Here is a 16,289-nt window from a genome sequence, read left to right as displayed (position 1 = left end):
CGGGTCCGGTCGGGGCCGTCACGCGCCTCAGAGTTCGGCGTCGATCGCCGCGGCGACCGTCTCGGCGGCGTACCCGCCCTCTACCGGCTCGCCGTTCACGAAGATCGTCGGCGTCCCCTCGACGCCCATCGACGAGCCCTCCGACCTGTCGTCCTGCGTAGCCGCCTCGTACGTGGAGAACTCCGCGTCGGACAACACCGCACAAGGGTCCGCGCCGGCGGTCTCGGCGGCGGCCCCGAGCGCCTCGCCGCTGTAGTTCCCCTGCGACTCGTAGGCCGCCTTCGCGAACTCGAAAAACGCCTCGTCGTCGTGACGGATCCCGACCCCGCGGGCCGCGCTGGCGACCGGGACAGCCCACCGCTCGTTGACCGGGATCGGGAAATCCCAGTGCTCGTAGCGGACCCGTCCGGGGTCGACGTACTCCTCTCGGATCGTCGGGAAGTGGTCGAGGTTGTACGTCGCGCAGTGCCCGCAGGTGAAGTCCTCGAACGCCCGGACGACCACGTCCGCGTCCGGGTCCCCGAGCGTCGGCCGGTAGTCGAGGTTGGGGTCCGTCGGCTCAGAGAGCGAGCAATCGTACGACCCCGTGTCGAGGCTGAGTTCGCCGCCGTTTCCGTCGCCGCCTCCGCCGCCGAGACAGCCGGCGACACTGACGACGCCGGCCGTGGCCCCGGCCGCGAGCAGGGACCGCCGCGTACGTTCCATGCCTATCGCTGGGGTCGGTGCGTACTTAACCACTCCGCGACCGGACGGCGGCTCGGAGCGGAGACGCGGCGCGCGTCCGAACGTTTTTGCCGCCGCCTGTCGACGACCACGTATGAGCGACTGGGACCTCGACCTGCGGGACGCCGAGGAGAAGATGGACGAGGCGTTCGCGGCGGCCGGCGACGTCGTCCTCGGCGTGCTGGACGGCACGACCGACCCGGAGGAGTGGGTCCGCAGCGTCGACTACGGGAACACGCTGGTGCTGTCGATCGAGGGCGACCTCAACGAGCTCGCCGCCCCCTTCGCGCGCGACGTGAAGGAGATGGACGGCGAGCTGATGCACTTCCGCGGCTTCCTCGTGGTGACTCCTCCGGGCGTCAGCATCGACACGGACCGACTGGGCGACTCCGGCGGCGCCGAGGCGGAGACCGGCGAAGCGGACGACGCCGACGAAGCAGAGCCGAAAGGCGTCGAAGAGGTCTGAACGGTTTCTTTTCTCGTACGACCGCGGGAGAGGCGCCGGTTATCCCTCGCCGACCATCCGGTCCTCCTCGTCCCACTCGCGCTCGCGCAGTTCGTACTTCTGGATCTTGCCGGTCGCGGTGGTCGGGAGTTCGGCGACGAACTCCACCTCGCCCGGCGTCTTGTAGTCCGCGACGCGCTCGCGGACGAACGTCTTCAGCTCCTCGGGCGTCGCGCCCGCGTCGTCGGGGTCACCGCCCTCGGGGACGACGAAGGCCTTCGGGGTCTCGCCCCACCGCTCGTCGGGCGCGGGGATCACGGCCACGTCGGAGACGACGTCGTGCTCGAAGAGTGTGTCCTCCAGTTCGATCGAGGAGATGTTCTCCCCGCCGGAGATGATGATGTCCTTCTTGCGGTCCTGTATCGAGACGAACCCGTCCTCGTCGACGACGGCCAGATCGCCCATGTGGTAGTACCCCTCCAACCGCTCGGAGAACGCCTCATCGGTGGCCTCGGGCTTGTTCCAGTAGCGGTCCATCACTTGATTACCGCGGACGACGATCTCGCCGATCGTCTCGCCGTCCGCGGCCACGTCCTCACCGTTCTCGTCGACGACGCGTACGTCGGTGCCGAGGTAGCCGATCCCCTGCGTCTTCTTCACGGCGAAGCGGTCGTCCGAGTCCGCCTCGAAGTGGCGCTTCGCGTCGGAGGTGGTGATCAGCGGCCCCGTCTCGGTCGCGCCGTACACGTGTTTGAGATCCCAGCCGAACTCCTCCTCGACGGTGCGGATCGTCGCCTCCGGCGGCGCCGCGCCCGCGGTGGCGACCCGCACGTCGTTGTCGCCGGCCGTCGCGCCGCCGTGTTCGGCGTGGTGGTCGCCGAGCATGTTGAGGACGGTCGGCGCCGCACAGAAGTACGACACGTCCTCGCTCCGGATCCGGTCGAACGTCTCGGCGACGTCGACCCCGCGGGTACAGACGTGGCGAGCGCCGGCCCCGGTGATCGCGTAGATGTGGCCCCAGCCGTTGACGTGGAACATCGGTAGCGTCCAGAGGTACACGTCGTCGTCCGTTATTTCCTGATGGATGGAGATGAGGTACGCGTGGAGCGTCTCGGCCCGGTGGGTCCGACACACGCCCTTCGGGTCGCCGGTGGTGCCGGAGGTGTAGTTGATCGTGATCACGTCGTCCTCGTCCATTGCCGGCCGTTCGTAGGCGTCCGGGTCCGCGTCGTCGAGCGCCGCGTCGAACGACTCCCAGTCGCCTTCGACCGCGTCGGCGTCGTTCGTGAGGAACGTCTCCGTGGGCACCTCGTCGCGGATCGCCTCGACGTTCGGGGCGTACTCGGCGTCGGCGTAGATGGCGTCGACTCCGGCGTCGGAGAGCATGTACGAGAAGTCGTCCGGCGTAAGCCGGTAGTTCAGCGGGGCGTGGATCGCCCCGACCTGCATCGCGCCGTAGGCGGCCTCCAAGTGGTAGTGCGTGTTCGGGTCCAACACCGCGACCCGGTCGCCCTTCTCGATCCCGCGCGCCTGAAGCGCGGCGGAGAAGCGGTCGGCGCGGTCGCCGAGTTCGGCGTACGTGTACCGCGTCCCGTCGACCGCGAGGACGGCCTCCTCGTCGGCGTAGTGGCGTCGCGCCCGGTCCAGAAAGTCCGTCGTCAACAGCGGCTTGTACATCGTCTATCACTATCTATGATGTGTGAAATTGTTTGCGGCCGACGCAATGGAGGGGCGGTCCCGGGATCATTTTTACGCTCGGCCGCGGACCGTCGGGAAGTGATCGACGGGTCCGTCGGATCGGTGTTCAGCGATGGATATGCGGTTCTCGCGCTGCGAGTACGGATCAGGGTCATCGCGGCGCGAGCGGAGGACGGCGAAGCCGCGAGCGAGGAGTGATCGAACGTCCCCGCGGCACCGATTCGGGGGAACGCAAACGGCGCAGACGCGTGGACGAATCGCACACCGGCGGCGGGATCAGAACCCTTAACAGTCACACGCGATTGTGCTACGATAGCGGGATGGGATAGCCAGGAGATTCCGCCGGGCTCATAACCCGGAGATCGGTAGTTCAAATCTACCTCCCGCTACTTCTGGCCGACTGCCACTCTCCTAGTACCGGGTCCATTCCGGGCCGCCGCTTCGAACCCGGAAGCGATTTCCGTCGCGCTGTCGTTCCATCGCGTATGGATTACGAATCGAGCCTCGACCGCGCGATGGAGGAGGTGCCGGACCTCGGCGGCTCCGACGAGCGGCTGTCGGTACCCGACCCCGAAACGCAGAAGGACGGGGCGTTCACGCGACTGACGAACCTCTCCGCGATCGCCGACGCGCTGAGCCGCGACCCCGAACACGTCCACTCGAAGATACAGCAGGAGCTCGGGACGGCCGGGCAGTACGAGGACGGCCGCGCGCGCTACAGCGGGAACTTCCGCGAGCGCGACTTCCAGGCCGCGATCGACTCGTACATCGAGTCGTTCGTCACCTGCTCGGAGTGCGGCCTCCCCGACACGCGACTGGAGACCGAGAACCGGACGCCGATGCTCCGCTGTGAGGCCTGCGGGGCCTTCCGACCGGTGGCGAAGCAGAACACCTCCGACACCCAGCGGCAGGAGGACGCCGTCGAGTCGGGCAACACCTACGAACTCGAGATCGTCGGCACCGGCCGCAAGGGCGACGGGGTCGCCGAGCGCGGCGAGTACACCATCTTCGTCCCCGGCGCGCAGGAGGGCGAGACCGTGACCGCCTACATCAAGAACGTCTCCGGCAACCTCGCCTTCGCTCGCCGCGAGAGCTGAGCCGGCGCCGAAGACGCCCGTACTTCGCGTTCCGCTACCCGACTTTTTATGCGCGCGTTCGCACATCCCTGAGCCATGGCCACGCGACTTCCCGAGTCGGCCTTCGACGACCGGCTCGCCGCCGTCCGAGACCGGCTCGCCGACACCGACGCCGACGCCGCGACGTGGGTCGGCGCGACGGCAATAGAGTACCTCACCGGCTTCCACCACATCCAGACGGAGCGGCCGGTCGTCCTCGCGGTCACCGACGACCGCGTCGAGATAACCGTTCCGAGGCTGGAGGTCGAGCGCGTCGAGCCCAACCCGCGGATCGACGCCGTCCACCACTACTTCGACTATCCCGGTGGCGAGCCCGTCTCGGTCGCCGTCGAGATGCTGCGCGACCTCGGCGCCGAGACGATAGCCGCCGACGCCGACGGCCCGCCGGGCGTGATGGGGTACGAGGGGCCCGCGTTTTCCGACTCGGTCGACGTCAGGACCCAAGCGTGGGTCGACCGGATGCGCTGGGCGAAGTCCGACGCGGAGGTCGACCTGATTCGCGAGTCCGCGAAGTGGGCGAACCTCGGCCACCGCTACCTCGCCGACTTCTCCGGACCGGGCGCGCACCCGGCGACCGTCTCGCAGCGCGCGTCCACGGAGGCGTCGCGCGCTATGCTCGACGCGCTCGGCGACGCCTACAGCGTCCGCGTCCGCGGCGACGGGCCGGTCCACGCGGGCTACATCTCCGGCGAGGAGACCGCGCTCCCGCACGGGCACACCCCGAACGAGCGGCTCTCCGAGGGCGACGTGCTCGTTACGGGCGCGACCGCGAACGTCGACGGCTACCGCTCGGAGTTAGAACGGACGATGTTCGTCGGCGATTACACCGACGAACAGGAGCACTACTTCGAGCTCATGCTGGAAGCGCAGACGCTCGCGATCGACGCCTTGGGTCCCGGCGTGCCGGTCGCCGAGGTCGACGAGGTCGTCTGGGAGTACCTCGAGGAGCAGGGCGTGACGGACCTGGCGCAACACCACGTCGGCCACAACATCGGGCTCGGCGCCCACGAGCCGCCGTACATCGACCGCGGCTGGGGCGAGCGCTACGACGGCGACGACGCCGTGATGCGGCCCGGACACGTGTACACGATCGAGCCCGGGCTGTACACCGACGAGTACGGCTACCGACACTCCGACACGGTGGCGATCACCGAGTCGGGGACCGAGCGGCTCACGAACTTCCCGCGCGACATCGACTCGAACGTCGTCTGAGGGTCGTTCAAACGCCTTGGCCGGGGTGACCGGGCCCGCTCGAGACCGTCGGGCCGGGCGAGCCGAGACTCACTCGACCCGGTCGATCACCACTCGATGACCGGTGTCTGCGGCGTGGTTGCGGCCGTAGTCGTCCGCGTCTCCCGCGATTCCGATCAGCCGTTCGAAGTGGCACTCGCGACAGACGACGTGGTACAGTTCGCCGGGAGAGGGTGGTTCCATACGTTGACACACGTTCCCCGAAGACGTAGTTACGCGCTGCCTACTCGCATTGAACGCGCTGTTAGTCACCGGCTACCGGCGCGACTCGAACCGGTCGAGCGCGACATCCAGCATGTCCGGACTCACCGGCTGGTACTCCTCCCGCTCGTGATCGGGCAGGTACTCCCTGACCGCGTTCCACGAGTCGCGGGCGTACCGGGCGTCGAGGAGGACGCGGACGCCTCGCTCGTCCGGTCCGCGGATGACGCGGCCGACCGCCTGCCGCGCCTTTCTGACGGCGGGCACCGTCAGGGCCGTCTCGAAGCCGGACTCGAACCGGCGGTCGTAGGCGGTGATTACCGCCCGCGTCTGCGGTCGCGCCGTGTTGATGATCGGGACGCCGCAGACGACGGCCGCCGAGAGCCGGTCCCCGCGGTAGTCGACGCCCTCCGTGAGGGTGCCGCGGAGGCTCGTCACCAGCACCTTGCCGTCGCCGGCGAAGAAGTCGTCCTTCAGCGACTCCGTCTCTCGGTCGCCGGAGGACTCGTCTAAGAGGACAGGCTTGTCGAGCCGCGCCGAGAGCGACTCCGCCATCCACGTCGCCTCTGCGTAGCTCGGGGTGCCGACGAGGACGTTCCCGTCGCGGCGCGCGACCGCGGCCGTCGCGTCGAGGTGCGCGAGCCGCGTCGGGTTCTCCTCCCCCGGCGCGCCGCGGTTCTGGTGGGTGAACTTCGGCGCGTCGACCGCGAGGCTCGCGCGGTTCTCCTCGGGGAACGAGAGGCCGTACGTCCGCTCGATGACCGGGCGGCCGCGCTCGGCCAGGTGATCGAGTCCGGTCACCTCGCGGAAGAGGTCCATCGGCTCCAGCGTCGCGCTCATGAGGACGCCGCCGCCGAACTCGGCGAGCCGGTCGCCGATCGGTTCGCTCGGAAGGCAGTTGTGGAGCGCGAGGCGGGCGTTGTACGCGCGCCGCCACGAGTCCGGCGGCTCCGTCTCGTCGAACGTGCGTTCGAGCTCGATCGCGCGGAAGAAGTCGGTGTGTCCCTGGCGATACCAGGCGTTGAGGGTGCGGCCGACCCCGGGCGCGGCGCGCTGCTTGTCCTCGTCTTCGAGCGAGTCGAGGACGCGCTTGACGACCGCGCCGACCTGCTCGGCGCGCGCCCAGACGCGCTCGCCGTACCCCTCGCCGTCGGCCCACTCGGTGATCGCGTCTTCGCCCGGCTCCTCGGGGTCGCGGAGCGGGATCTCCTCGTCGTCGAGGTCGCGCATCGACGCCCGCCAGTCGGGGCGCTCGCGGTCGAGGTGCGCGGTCACGCGGCGGTCGAGCTCGCCGCGGAGGTCGGCGTAGAACTCTCGGACCGCCTCGATCTCCTCGACGGTCACGTCCGCGTCCTCCAGCTCGCCACGGACGAGGGCGGCGTCGTCCGACTCGGCGCCCGCGCTCTCGAACGAGAGGGGCTGAACGACGCGCGTGAGCTCGTTCTCGGCGTCGCGGAGGCTCGCGTCCGCGACGGCGTCGCTCACGAGGTCCCGGACGCGCGGTTCGAGCATGTGCGCCTCGTCGCAGACGACGAACGTCGAGTCGTCGAGGAGCGCGCCGGTGAACGTCCCCGTCGTCACCGGATCGAACGCGTGATAGTAGTTGCCGATGACGACCTCGACCTCGGGGACGAGCGCGCCCATGATCGAGTGCGGACACGAGCCGTGGCCCGCCGCGAGCCGGACGAGTTCGTCGGCGTCGACGTGGCCGAGCTCGGTCACGTCGAACGGGACCGCCTCGGCGGGCTCGCCGTCCTCCGGCAGGTCGTCGAGGAAGCCGGCGTAGAACGGGCAGAACTCCACGTCGTCGTACTCCTCCGTGTCGGGGCGATACGGCGTCGGCTCGCCGTCGACGGAGAGGTAGTCGGCGTCGGGCGCGCCCGAGTCGGCGGCGGCAGTCCCGCCGGCGGGTCCCGCCGACCCCGAGTCCATGAGTCCCACCTGCTGGCTCCGCGCCTCGCTCACGAGGTTCGCGGTCGTCGTCGCGCCGCCGTCGCCGACGAGGTTCCGGGTCCGCTCGCGGAGCCCCTCGCAGCGCTCGTACACGTTCTCGCGGTCGATCCCGCCCCGGTTCTCGCGGGCGTACGGACAGACGTCGGCCTTCCCGACGAGGGTGAGACCAGAGACGGGGTCGTAGTCGCTCGGCAGGTTCTCGTTCACCGCCCCCAGATCCGTCTCGAACTGGCGCAGCTGCTGTTTGACGCTGGTGAGGACGAAGACCCGCTCGAAGTCGGAGTCGGGGTCGCGGACGCGGTCGAGCCCGGCGGTGAGCGCGAGCATCGTCTTCCCCGTCCCGCAGGCGCCTTCGAGGGCGAGGAAACCGCCGTCCGCGGCGGCGTCGACGGCGGCGTCGATGCCGTCGGCCTGCTCGGGGTACGGTTCGGGATGGCCGAAGAGGTCGGCCCACGGGGGCGAGTCGGTCACGGAGGCGAGTTACGCACCATGCGATTTAAACGCTTCATCGCCGGACGCGGCCCGCGGTCGTCGTCGACGCGTCGCTGCCGGAAAGCGGACGCTCGGAAGGGGCTCGGCCTCACTCCACGATGTCGTGGAGGTCGGAGAGCCGGTCGATCTCCCACGTCGGCCAGACGTTCAGTTCCCAGTCGCGGCGGTGGGGACGGCGGATAAACGCGGAGTCGATCCCGGCGTTCTCGGCGGCGCGCACGTCGGACTCGTTGTCGCCGACGAACAGGGCGTTGTCCGCGTCGAGGTCGCCGAGCGCCTGCTCGATGTAGTGGGGGTTCGGCTTGCGGAGCTGGAGCGAGTGGATCGTCGGCTCGCGACCGTACGCGGCGCCGATCCGGTCGAACCCGTCGAAGTGATCGACGAGGAAGTCGACGGTTGCCTGCTGGTTCGACGAGACGATCCCCATCTGGACGTCGAGGTCCTGGAGCTCGTCGAGGTCGTCGTACGGCGTCTTGCGTCCCTGACGGGCCTCCTGCTGTTGGGCCCGCGACACCACGTCGTCGCGCGTCCGCCAGAACGACCCCGGGTCGAGGTCGTACGTCTGACAGACGGTGCCGACGCTACCGGGGGTCGCACCGATGGTCATCTGCTCTACGTCGTCCGGATCGGGCTCCTCGACGCCGCACTCCTCGAACGCGTTCCGGGTCGCATCCCGGAGCACGTCGAAGCGCGTGCGGCCCACGAGGACACCGTCGTTGTCGAACACGACGGTATCGTACGTCATAGCCCTCATTCACGGCCGGCAGGGATAAGGGTTTCAGTGGGCGTCTCGACGACGAGAATCGGCGGGGAGCCCGTCTCGACGCCCCTCGCGGCCGCGACCGACCGATTTTACCCGGCGCGGACCCACCGACGGGCCATGCGCGTCAGCGTCATCGGCGGGAGTACGATCGGTCCGGAGACGGCGGCGGTCGCGGAGGCCCTCGGCGAGCGGCTCGCCGAGCGGGGCCACGCCGTGGTCTGCGGGGGCCTCGGCGGCGTCATGGCGGCTGTCTGTCGCGGGGCCCGGGCGGCCGACGGCGAGACGATCGGGATCCTCCCGACCGACGACCGGAGAGACGCCAACCCCCACGTCACGACGCCGATCGCGACGGGGCTCGGCCACGCGCGTAACGCCCTCGTCGTCATGAACGGGGATGCCGCGGTCGCGGTCGACGGGGCGGGGGGCACGCTCTCCGAGATCGGGCTCGCACTCGCGCAGGGCCGTCCGGTGGCCGGAATCGACAGGCACGACGTGGACGGCGTCGAGGCCGTCGACTCGCCAACGGCGGCGGTCACGTACGTCGAGCGGGCCGCGGGTGCGGACTGAAGCCGGTCAGTCGTCGAACTCGACGCCGGTCACGTCGAACCTGGCACCGCCTCGCGCCCCCTCGGAGACGGTGACCTCCCACCCGTGGGCCCTGGCGACCTCGCTGACGATGTTCAGTCCGAAGCCGGTCCCGTTCGCGCCCGTCGTGTACCCCACCTCGAACACGCGGTCGCGCGCTTCCGGCGAGATGCCCGGGCCGTCGTCCGCCACGAAGAACCCCGCCGGCAGGACCGCGCCGGCGCGCGTCGTCGTGTACATCGGGGAGATGTCGCCGATAACGACGACCACGTCGTCGCCGCCGTGTTCCACGCTGTTCCGGAACAGGTTCTCCAACAGCCGCTTCAGCCGCCCGCTGTCGGCGAGGATACGCCGGTCGGTGTCGACGGTCAGCGTGGCGTCGCCGGTCGCGACGTTCGCCCAACACTCGTCGGCGAGGGCCGCCAGTTCGACCGGATCGAGGTCTTCCGGCCGCTCGCCCTGTTCCGCGAGCGTCAACAGGTCGGAGAGCAGTTCCAGCGTCCGGTCGACCGCTGACGCCGCGTCGTCGACGTGTTCGCCGCCGCCCTCCGCTTGCGCCATCGCGAGCCGACCCTGCGCGACGTTGAGCGGACTCCGCAGGTCGTGAGAGACGCCCTGAACGAACTCCTCGAACCGGTCGCGCTGCCGCTCCGCCTCCGCGACGGCGCGGGCGGACGCGACGGCGTTCGATATCCGGTGAACGAGGACGGGCGTCCGGTCCGAATCGGGACACGCCCTCGCGACGTCGGTGGCGCCCGCGTCGAACGCCGCGGACACGGCGGGCGCGTCGAGCGTCTGGTCGGGGCAAACCAGGATCGGAAGCTCCGGGTGCCGATCGCGGGCCGTCGAAACGAGGGAGAGGCCGGTCCGTTCCGCCGGGTCGCCGACCGTGACCAGACAATCGACGGGCGAGTCCTCGATTATCTCCGCGGCCGCGTCGGCCCCCGCGACCGGCTCGACGGCGAGGCGGTCGTCCGCGCGCTCAAGCGAGTCCTTCAGCTCCGCGGCTCGGTCGGGCGTTCCCGCGGCGAGGACGACGGTGATCGAACCGCTGGGTGTGGACATCACGGAGAACCTTACCCTCAACGCCCGTCCGCTCGGCAGATAAACGTTGTTCCGACGCGCGCCGGCAGGGCCGCTCCCATCGAATGTTGGTCGTTCGCCGCTCGGCGCTCGCCGAGCCGATCGCTCGCGAGGCCGGCCCCTTCGACGAACGCTCACCGATCGAGCGTGTCGGGCCGCGGAACGGCCTAATTAGATATAATTAAATTTTTGTCGGCGGAGCGGGAGATGTTTGCCAATGAGCGAGTACACCACGATTTCGCTGCGGAAGGAGTTCGTCGCGGACGTGGAGGAGTACATCGAAGACGAACCGTTCGGCTCCGTCAAGGAGTTCGTGAAACACGTCGTTGTTCAGGAGATGGAGTCGGACGACGGGGTCTCCGAGGCGGAGGCGAAGCAGATCGCACAGAAGCTCCGCGACCTCGGGTACATGGAATGAGCGGGAGCCACCGCGGACAGGGGGCGGTCCTCGACGGCCTCGACCGCGCCGACCTCGTCCTGCTCGCGATCCCGCTCGCGTTCTGCGCCGTGTACGCGGTCGGGTCGCTCCTCGCGCAGGGGAACGCGGTTCCCGTCGCTGGCGCGTCGCTCGCGGCCGGGGCCCTCGTGGTCGACGGGCTCTTTTTACATCCGCCGAACGAAGCGTGACGGCGATTCCGCTCCGAGGACGGTACCCAAAAAAATAGCGTCTCCTGCTTCCGTGCGCCGCCCTACCAGGTGTCGTGGAACGTGTCGAACTCGATCGAGTCGAGCGGCTTCTCCCCGATCGCGGCCTCGTACTCGCCCGGCGTCAGCATCGGCTTGTGGAACCGCGGGCCGTCGTCGGTCGTGATCCGCGGGCAGCCGGTGTTGACGAACGCGTCCATGTCGAAGTTCCGGAGGCGGTCCGGCGTCACCTCGTCCATCGTGATCAGGTAGGCGTTGTCGTTGTTGTCGACGATCTCCTGGGCCTTCTCCCAGCGGCCCTGCCCGATCTTCGTACAGAAGATGACGCCCCACTTCTCGGCGTCCATCGCCTTGTGGACCGCGGCGTAGCGCTGCTTGAGGAACTGGTCGTGTTCGGCGACCGAGACAGCGTTGTTGACCGGGTCCGCGATGACGACGCGCTTGTCCGGGTGCTCCATCGCCAGCCCGACCGGGTGGAACTTCCCGCCGCCGACGTACAGCACCTGCTCGGCGTCGATGTCCGCGGAGGCGTAGTTACAGCCGAGCACCTGCCCCTCCTTCGTGAGGCGGTCGTCGCCCCGGCGGGTGTGGACCTCGTAGCCGCGCTCCTCCAGCCAGTCCGTCATCTCTTCGAACCGGTTCATGTGCTGGGCGGTCGTTACGAGGCCCACGTCGGCGTCCTCTTCGGGGGACGCGAGTTCCTCCTCCAGCGCGTCCTCCATGATCGGGAACGGGTCGACGTTCGAGAACAGCGGGACGTAAACGATGCTGTCGGACTCCTTCATCGGCGTGTGGCCGAAGTGAACGAACACGTCCGTCCGCCGCATCAGGTACGTGTCGAGGTCGCAGGCCCCGTAGCAGGGCTGCCCCGAGAGCATGAACGTGACGTCGTCGGGTGCGACCTCGCGGAGGTCGTCCGCGACCTTCGGACCGCGGCGCTTGAGCCCCTCGGGGAACTGTAAGCCGACCTTCGAAGCGTCGCGCTCCTCGATGGCCTCCAAGATTCGGTCGAGCTCGTAGTCCCACTCGCGGTCGTGCTTGAGGGCCATCCCCGTCTTCGTCAGGTCGCCCTCGGTGGAGCCGCTCATGTCGACCGGATTGTGCGGCAGGACGGTTAAACGGCGCGTTCGACCCCGAGTTTCGTCCCAGACGTTCGCGATCGTCGGAATCCCTCGCCCCGCGCCGGGGTCGTCACGGCGTCTCGACGCGTCGCACTCGGCGTCCAAGTCGGCCGATCCTGAGACGACGAGCGGCCCGCCGAACCGACGCGCTGCCGCGGTCGACGGACCTAACAGCCGCCCTCGCTAACCCCGCACCGATGACCGAGATTCCGCTCGAACACGTTCACGTCGCCCCCGACGAGGAGTCCGGCGGCGAGCCCGCGCCCGCCGTCTTCGTCCTCCACGGGCGCGGCGCCGACGAGGAGGACCTCCTCCCGGTCGCGGCCGAACTGCCCGACGACCTCCACGTCGTCAGCCTTCGCGCTCCCGACCCGCTTCAGGGCGGGTACACGTGGTACGAACTGGACCTCTCGGCGGGCGGGCTGGAGTCCAGCCAACCAGACGCCGACGACTTCCGGCGGAGCCTCGACCTGATCGGTGAGAGCGTCGAGCGCGCGGTCGACGCCTACGGACTCGACGCCGACCGGCTCGGGCTGCTCGGGTTCAGTCAGGGCGCGATAACGAGCCTCTCGCTCCTCTTGGAGGACCCTGACCGCTACGCGTGGGTCGTCACCCTCCACGGGTACCTCGCGGAGTCGCACGCCGACCTCGACCCGGACGGGATCGAGGGGAAGCCGGTCTTCGTCGGCGCCGGCGCCGGCGACCGGGTGATTCCCGAGTCGCGGACGACCGCGGCCGTCGAACGGTTCGAAACTCTCGACGCCGATGTCGCGAGCGGGAGCTTCCCGGGCGGCCACGGCATCGGCCCGCAAGAGCTCGATGCCGTCGTCGAGTTCGTCGCGTCTCGGACGGCGTAGCGAACCCCAAACGTCGCCGCCGAGCCCCGGCTCCGGCAGGTTCAAACCGCTCGGCCACGATGTCAGAACATGAGCGTCGAACAGGTCTCCATCGAGGACCTCGGTCGAGAGCTCGGCGAACGCATCGCCGAAACCCCGGAGTACGAGCGCTTCGAGGAGACGAGGGCCGCGGTCCAGCGAGACGAGGAGGTACAAGCGGCGATCGACGAGTTCGAGCAGCTTCGCGCGGAGTTCATGCAGGCCCGCCAGACCGGGCAGGCGACGAACGCCGAACTTCAGCGCGTTCAGGAGGCGCAGGACGAGCTCCACTCGATGCCAGTGATGAGCGAGTACCTCGACGCACAAGACGAGCTGAACGAGACCCTCGAAGCGATCAACGAAGCCATCTCGGAGCCCCTCGCGGTCGACTTCGGCGGGGAAGCCGGCGGCTGCTGTCAGGACTGACTCGCGGACTACGCCCGTCGTTCCGGCGAGCCGAACGCCCGCACCCCCGGCGACCGGCCCGCTCCTTATGACGAATACCGACGCACCACCCCCGTGATAGCCGTCGCCGGCGGCAAGGGCGGAAGCGGAAAGACGACGACCACCCTCGGGCTCGCGCGCGCACTCTCGCGGCGCGGCGCGCGGACCATCGCGGCCGACGCCGACTGGGATCTGCCGAACCTCGCGCGGCTCGCGGCGGAGACCGCGACCGACGGCGGTCCGGCCGATCCCGATCTCCCTAGCGGTCCAGAGGACGAGACGACGGTCCGCGACGCGGTCCGCGGGACCGTTCCGGTCCGTCCCGACCGCTCCGAGCCGACCGTTCTCGCCGCCCCGGACGCGCCGCGATCGGTCGACGCGTTCGGAGCGCTCGCGGTGCTCGACGGCGCGACGCCCGACGGCGCGCCGGTGTTGCTCGACTGCCCGGCGGGCGCCTCGGCGGACGCGGCCGCGCCGCTTCGGGCCGCGGACCGCGCGCTGATCGCGACGCCGCTCCGCCGCGCCGCGCTCCGTGACGCCGCGAAGACGGCGGCGATCGCTCGCCGCCTCGACTGCCCGCCGGTCGGGGCGGTCGCCGTCGGCGAGGCGAGCGTACCGGACTCGGTTGCGACGCTGCTCGGCTGTCCCGTCCTCGGTGCGGTTCCCGACGGCGGAGCCGAGCCGCTGTCCGACCCCGCGGTCCGGAGCGCGTACGACGAACTCGCTCGTCGACTCGGCGAGACGGCGGCGGCGGACGGGTGGCAGATCGCGTGAGAATCACGGACGCGGCCGACTCCGGGGCGGCGGATTTCGGTGGCGAGACCGGTCGAGAGAGCCGCCACCGACAGACCCAAACCTCCACGGGCGGCAGCGATCATATGGAGACGCTTCCGACCGGGGTCTCGGTGCTGGACCGACAGTTCGGCGGGGGGTTCCCGAGCGGTAGCGTCGTCGTGTTGAAGGCGAACCCCGACAGCCAGTCCGAGCTCATCTTGGACCGGTTCGCCCGCGTTCGGAGGTGCCGCTACCTCACGACCGTCCGATCGGCCGGGGCGGTGGAGGCGGCGCTCAGCCGCGACGGGGACGGGGAGACGACGGTGGAGGCCACCGACGAGGTCGGCGACCTCGACGAGGCGGCGTCGCTCACGACCGATCTCCCGGAGGAGGGAACGCTGATCGTCGACTCCGTGGAGCCGCTGGAGCGCGGCGCGTCTCCGGCGGCGTACGCCGAGTTCCTCGACGGCGTGCGCGCTCGGGTCGACGACGCCGACGGCGTCGCGCTGCTCCACGCGCTCCGCGGCGGGGAGGACCCGCAGGCGCGCCGGATCACGGAACAGGTCGCGGACATCGTGTTCGACCTCCGGACGACGGTCACCGGGACCGAGATCGCGAACCGGCTCGTCGTCGCCAAGTTCCGCGGCGGCGCCGCCTTGGAGGAGCCGCTGAAGCTGAAACTAACCGACGAGGTCGCCGTCGACACGAGCCGCGACATCGCCTGACGCGGCCGATCGCTTGATTCGGCTACGACACGACGGACGCGAGAAGTGTCAGCGCGCCGACGACGGCCGAAGCGATCGCCCAGTTTCGCGCGGTGTCGAACGCTCCGTACGGCCCGCCCTTCCGCGAGAAGAGGTACGACGCGTACACGGCGAGCGGCGCCAGCGTCGGGAGCGTCGCAACCGAGACGACGGCGGTGAAGCTCGACAACAACGCGACCGCGACGGTCGTCGCGCCCGCGACCGCGGCGACGAGCGCGTCCTCGCGTGCCCGTTCGATCTCCATACCGGTGTGGGCGCGGCGTCGGGCAAAAGCGATCCGTTCGTCGGTCGACCTGACGCTGCGGGCTGAGCCACCGGAGTGAGTGGCGGCGTAGCGCGGCCGCTCGAGGCACCAGCGTCTCGAAGAAGCGAAACCCGGCAGCGACGGGGTCCGTTACTCCTCGTCGATCTCGTCGACGATCTCGTCGGCGTCGACGTCGACGTCCTCGAGCGCCTCCTCGATGTCGACATCGCCGGCGCCGGCGCCGCCCATGCCGCCCATCATGCCGCCGAGGCCACCCATGCCGCCGCCCTCGATGACCTCCTCGATCACGACGCGGTCGAGGTCGAGGCGGTCCATGAGGTCCTGCGCGATCTGCTGTTTCTGGAACATCCACTGCTGGTTCATCTGCATCGCCTGCGTCGCGGTGACGTAGAGGATGTCCTTCTCGACCTCCTCGGTCTCGACGGTCTCCTCGCCGTCCTCGTCCTCCGTGACGGTCTCCTCCTCCTCGGTCTCCGTCTCGATGCGGACCTCGGGCGCCTCCTGAAGGTACATCCCGAGCATGCCGGCGGCCTGCTCCTCGCGGTCGTCGATGGCTTCGAGGATCTCGTACTCGTACTCGAGGTCCTCGCCGGCGAGCGGGTGGTTAAAGTCGACGCGGGCGCGGCCGCCGATGATCGTCTCGAGGTGGCCCTGCTGATTGTCGATCTGGACCTGCGCGCCGGGGTAGCGGCTGTCCTCGGGGATCTTGTCGGCCTTGACGGTCTCGACCTCGTCGGGGTCGTACTCGCCGAAGGCGTCGTCGGCCGGGACGTCGACCGTTCCCTCGTCGCCGACGGCGCCGCCGATGAACGCCTCCTCGACGGAGGGGAACACGTGGCCGGCACCGAGCGCGATGATCCGGGGCTCGAAGTCGTACTCGTCGACGTCGATCTCGGCGTCCTCGGCCGTCTCCTTGTCGGTCGTGTCGATGACGCGGTCGTCGTCGGCCGTTCGGATCGTGTACGCGACGCGGACGAAGTCGCCGTCTTCGAGTCCGTCAGCGTCAGTCTCGGTCTCGGTCTCCTCGGCCTCGGCGGCCGCGTCCGCTTGCTCCTGATCGCTCATACCTGA

Annotated in this window: 19 protein-coding genes and 1 tRNA gene; 11 read left to right on the top strand and 9 right to left on the bottom strand. The window is 69.6% G+C overall.

From position 1 onward, the window contains the following. Window positions 1-27: 27 nt before the first annotated feature. On the bottom strand, window positions 28-705 hold the full coding sequence (locus tag EO776_RS05790; RefSeq protein WP_100050487.1) for a DsbA family protein: 678 nt from the start codon (window positions 703-705) through the stop codon (window positions 28-30). Between the two features lie 112 nt (window positions 706-817). Here EO776_RS05790 and EO776_RS05785 point away from each other — a divergent pair, with 112 nt between their 5' ends. Beyond that, a complete protein-coding gene (locus EO776_RS05785; protein WP_049929972.1) occupies window positions 818-1,189 on the top strand; it encodes a DUF5779 family protein in 372 nt (123 codons plus the stop codon). Window positions 1,190-1,228: 39 nt separating this feature from the next. On the opposite strand, the gene EO776_RS05780 is transcribed toward EO776_RS05785, so the two are convergent. Then, window positions 1,229-2,845, bottom strand: coding sequence for a long-chain-fatty-acid--CoA ligase (locus EO776_RS05780; protein WP_089307804.1), 1,617 nt, complete (start codon window positions 2,843-2,845; stop codon window positions 1,229-1,231). Window positions 2,846-3,180: 335 nt separating this feature from the next. Between EO776_RS05780 and EO776_RS05775 the strand changes: the two genes are divergently transcribed. The 3 genes from EO776_RS05775 to EO776_RS05765 all read left to right on the top strand — a co-directional run bounded on the left by EO776_RS05775 (window position 3,181) and on the right by EO776_RS05765 (window position 5,214). Further along, a tRNA-Met gene (locus EO776_RS05775) sits at window positions 3,181-3,255 on the top strand. Window positions 3,256-3,351: 96 nt separating this feature from the next. Beyond that, window positions 3,352-3,963 carry a translation initiation factor IF-2 subunit beta gene (locus EO776_RS05770; RefSeq protein ID WP_049929975.1) on the top strand — a complete coding sequence of 204 codons (612 nt, stop codon included), beginning with the start codon at window positions 3,352-3,354 and terminating at the stop codon, window positions 3,961-3,963. Between the two features lie 75 nt (window positions 3,964-4,038). Beyond that, entirely contained in the window at window positions 4,039-5,214 is a 1,176-nt protein-coding gene (locus EO776_RS05765; protein WP_099288854.1) for a M24 family metallopeptidase, read from the top strand. A gap of 69 nt (window positions 5,215-5,283) precedes the next feature. Here the strand turns inward: EO776_RS05765 and EO776_RS18900 are convergent, their stop codons facing one another. From EO776_RS18900 to EO776_RS05755, 3 genes are all read right to left on the bottom strand, one after another. After that, on the bottom strand, window positions 5,284-5,436 hold the full coding sequence (locus EO776_RS18900; RefSeq protein WP_176455095.1) for a hypothetical protein: 153 nt from the start codon (window positions 5,434-5,436) through the stop codon (window positions 5,284-5,286). A gap of 72 nt (window positions 5,437-5,508) precedes the next feature. Next, entirely contained in the window at window positions 5,509-7,878 is a 2,370-nt protein-coding gene (locus tag EO776_RS05760; RefSeq protein ID WP_094520955.1) for an ATP-dependent DNA helicase, read from the bottom strand. A 109-nt stretch (window positions 7,879-7,987) separates the two neighbouring features. Then, window positions 7,988-8,644 (bottom strand): HAD family hydrolase, encoded by a 657-nt coding sequence (locus tag EO776_RS05755; RefSeq protein ID WP_049929980.1) that lies wholly within the window; start codon window positions 8,642-8,644, stop codon window positions 7,988-7,990. Between the two features lie 135 nt (window positions 8,645-8,779). Here EO776_RS05755 and EO776_RS05750 point away from each other — a divergent pair, with 135 nt between their 5' ends. Next, the gene (locus EO776_RS05750; protein ID WP_094520956.1) at window positions 8,780-9,229 is read left to right on the top strand and encodes a TIGR00725 family protein; all 450 of its coding nucleotides are present in this window, start codon (window positions 8,780-8,782) and stop codon (window positions 9,227-9,229) included. 6 nt (window positions 9,230-9,235) lie between these two features. On the opposite strand, the gene EO776_RS05745 is transcribed toward EO776_RS05750, so the two are convergent. After that, entirely contained in the window at window positions 9,236-10,312 is a 1,077-nt protein-coding gene (locus EO776_RS05745; protein WP_089307808.1) for a receiver/sensor box histidine kinase, read from the bottom strand. Window positions 10,313-10,547: 235 nt separating this feature from the next. Between EO776_RS05745 and EO776_RS05740 the strand changes: the two genes are divergently transcribed. Together EO776_RS05740 and EO776_RS05735 are read left to right on the top strand one after the other, a co-directional pair. Beyond that, entirely contained in the window at window positions 10,548-10,748 is a 201-nt protein-coding gene (locus EO776_RS05740; RefSeq protein WP_049929984.1) for a hypothetical protein, read from the top strand. Beyond that, window positions 10,745-10,957, top strand: coding sequence for a hypothetical protein (locus tag EO776_RS05735; protein WP_086215336.1), 213 nt, complete (start codon window positions 10,745-10,747; stop codon window positions 10,955-10,957). The genes EO776_RS05740 and EO776_RS05735 overlap by 4 nt, the downstream gene beginning before the upstream one ends. Window positions 10,958-11,019: 62 nt before the next feature. Here EO776_RS05735 and dph2 read toward each other — a convergent pair whose 3' ends face one another. Then, window positions 11,020-12,063, bottom strand: a complete 1,044-nt coding sequence (gene dph2, locus EO776_RS05730) for a diphthamide biosynthesis enzyme Dph2 (RefSeq protein WP_086215337.1) — start codon at window positions 12,061-12,063, stop codon at window positions 11,020-11,022. Window positions 12,064-12,293: 230 nt separating this feature from the next. On the opposite strand from dph2, the gene EO776_RS05725 reads away from it, so the two are divergent. From EO776_RS05725 to EO776_RS05710, 4 genes are all read left to right on the top strand, one after another. Further along, a complete protein-coding gene (locus EO776_RS05725) occupies window positions 12,294-12,953 on the top strand; it encodes an alpha/beta hydrolase (protein WP_094520954.1) in 660 nt (219 codons plus the stop codon). A 69-nt stretch (window positions 12,954-13,022) separates the two neighbouring features. Beyond that, window positions 13,023-13,397, top strand: coding sequence for a YlbF family regulator (locus EO776_RS05720; protein WP_049929990.1), 375 nt, complete (start codon window positions 13,023-13,025; stop codon window positions 13,395-13,397). 93 nt (window positions 13,398-13,490) lie between these two features. Beyond that, entirely contained in the window at window positions 13,491-14,189 is a 699-nt protein-coding gene (locus EO776_RS05715; RefSeq protein WP_094520953.1) for a nucleotide-binding protein, read from the top strand. Between the two features lie 104 nt (window positions 14,190-14,293). Next, window positions 14,294-14,914, top strand: coding sequence for an RAD55 family ATPase (locus EO776_RS05710; protein ID WP_086215340.1), 621 nt, complete (start codon window positions 14,294-14,296; stop codon window positions 14,912-14,914). A 22-nt stretch (window positions 14,915-14,936) separates the two neighbouring features. Here EO776_RS05710 and EO776_RS05705 read toward each other — a convergent pair whose 3' ends face one another. Together EO776_RS05705 and EO776_RS05700 are read right to left on the bottom strand one after the other, a co-directional pair. Then, window positions 14,937-15,197, bottom strand: coding sequence for a hypothetical protein (locus EO776_RS05705; RefSeq protein ID WP_049929993.1), 261 nt, complete (start codon window positions 15,195-15,197; stop codon window positions 14,937-14,939). 150 nt (window positions 15,198-15,347) lie between these two features. Next, window positions 15,348-16,283: an FKBP-type peptidyl-prolyl cis-trans isomerase gene (locus tag EO776_RS05700; RefSeq protein ID WP_049929994.1), complete on the bottom strand. Its 936-nt coding sequence runs from the start codon at window positions 16,281-16,283 to the stop codon at window positions 15,348-15,350. Window positions 16,284-16,289: the final 6 nt, after the last annotated feature.

This window comes from Halorubrum ezzemoulense (assembly GCF_004126515.1).
GTDB lineage: Archaea > Halobacteriota > Halobacteria > Halobacteriales > Haloferacaceae > Halorubrum > Halorubrum ezzemoulense.
This window is presented reverse-complemented; position numbering and strand designations above follow the sequence as displayed.

Excerpts from the sequence above, each read along its gene's own strand:
- EO776_RS05790 (WP_100050487.1), bottom strand. The coding sequence starts at position 705 with ATGGAACGTACGCGGCGGTCCCTGCTCGCGGCCGGGGCCACGGCCGGC.
- EO776_RS05785 (WP_049929972.1), top strand. The coding sequence starts at position 818 with ATGAGCGACTGGGACCTCGACCTGCGGGACGCCGAGGAGAAGATGGAC.
- EO776_RS05780 (WP_089307804.1), bottom strand. The coding sequence starts at position 2,845 with ATGTACAAGCCGCTGTTGACGACGGACTTTCTGGACCGGGCGCGACGC.
- EO776_RS05770 (WP_049929975.1), top strand. The coding sequence starts at position 3,352 with ATGGATTACGAATCGAGCCTCGACCGCGCGATGGAGGAGGTGCCGGAC.
- EO776_RS05765 (WP_099288854.1), top strand. The coding sequence starts at position 4,039 with ATGGCCACGCGACTTCCCGAGTCGGCCTTCGACGACCGGCTCGCCGCC.
- EO776_RS18900 (WP_176455095.1), bottom strand. The coding sequence starts at position 5,436 with ATGGAACCACCCTCTCCCGGCGAACTGTACCACGTCGTCTGTCGCGAG.
- EO776_RS05755 (WP_049929980.1), bottom strand. The coding sequence starts at position 8,644 with ATGACGTACGATACCGTCGTGTTCGACAACGACGGTGTCCTCGTGGGC.
- EO776_RS05750 (WP_094520956.1), top strand. The coding sequence starts at position 8,780 with ATGCGCGTCAGCGTCATCGGCGGGAGTACGATCGGTCCGGAGACGGCG.
- EO776_RS05745 (WP_089307808.1), bottom strand. The coding sequence starts at position 10,312 with ATGTCCACACCCAGCGGTTCGATCACCGTCGTCCTCGCCGCGGGAACG.
- EO776_RS05740 (WP_049929984.1), top strand. The coding sequence starts at position 10,548 with ATGAGCGAGTACACCACGATTTCGCTGCGGAAGGAGTTCGTCGCGGAC.
- EO776_RS05735 (WP_086215336.1), top strand. The coding sequence starts at position 10,745 with ATGAGCGGGAGCCACCGCGGACAGGGGGCGGTCCTCGACGGCCTCGAC.
- dph2 (WP_086215337.1), bottom strand. The coding sequence starts at position 12,063 with ATGAGCGGCTCCACCGAGGGCGACCTGACGAAGACGGGGATGGCCCTC.
- EO776_RS05725 (WP_094520954.1), top strand. The coding sequence starts at position 12,294 with ATGACCGAGATTCCGCTCGAACACGTTCACGTCGCCCCCGACGAGGAG.
- EO776_RS05720 (WP_049929990.1), top strand. The coding sequence starts at position 13,023 with ATGAGCGTCGAACAGGTCTCCATCGAGGACCTCGGTCGAGAGCTCGGC.
- EO776_RS05710 (WP_086215340.1), top strand. The coding sequence starts at position 14,294 with ATGGAGACGCTTCCGACCGGGGTCTCGGTGCTGGACCGACAGTTCGGC.
- EO776_RS05705 (WP_049929993.1), bottom strand. The coding sequence starts at position 15,197 with ATGGAGATCGAACGGGCACGCGAGGACGCGCTCGTCGCCGCGGTCGCG.
- EO776_RS05700 (WP_049929994.1), bottom strand. The coding sequence starts at position 16,283 with ATGAGCGATCAGGAGCAAGCGGACGCGGCCGCCGAGGCCGAGGAGACC.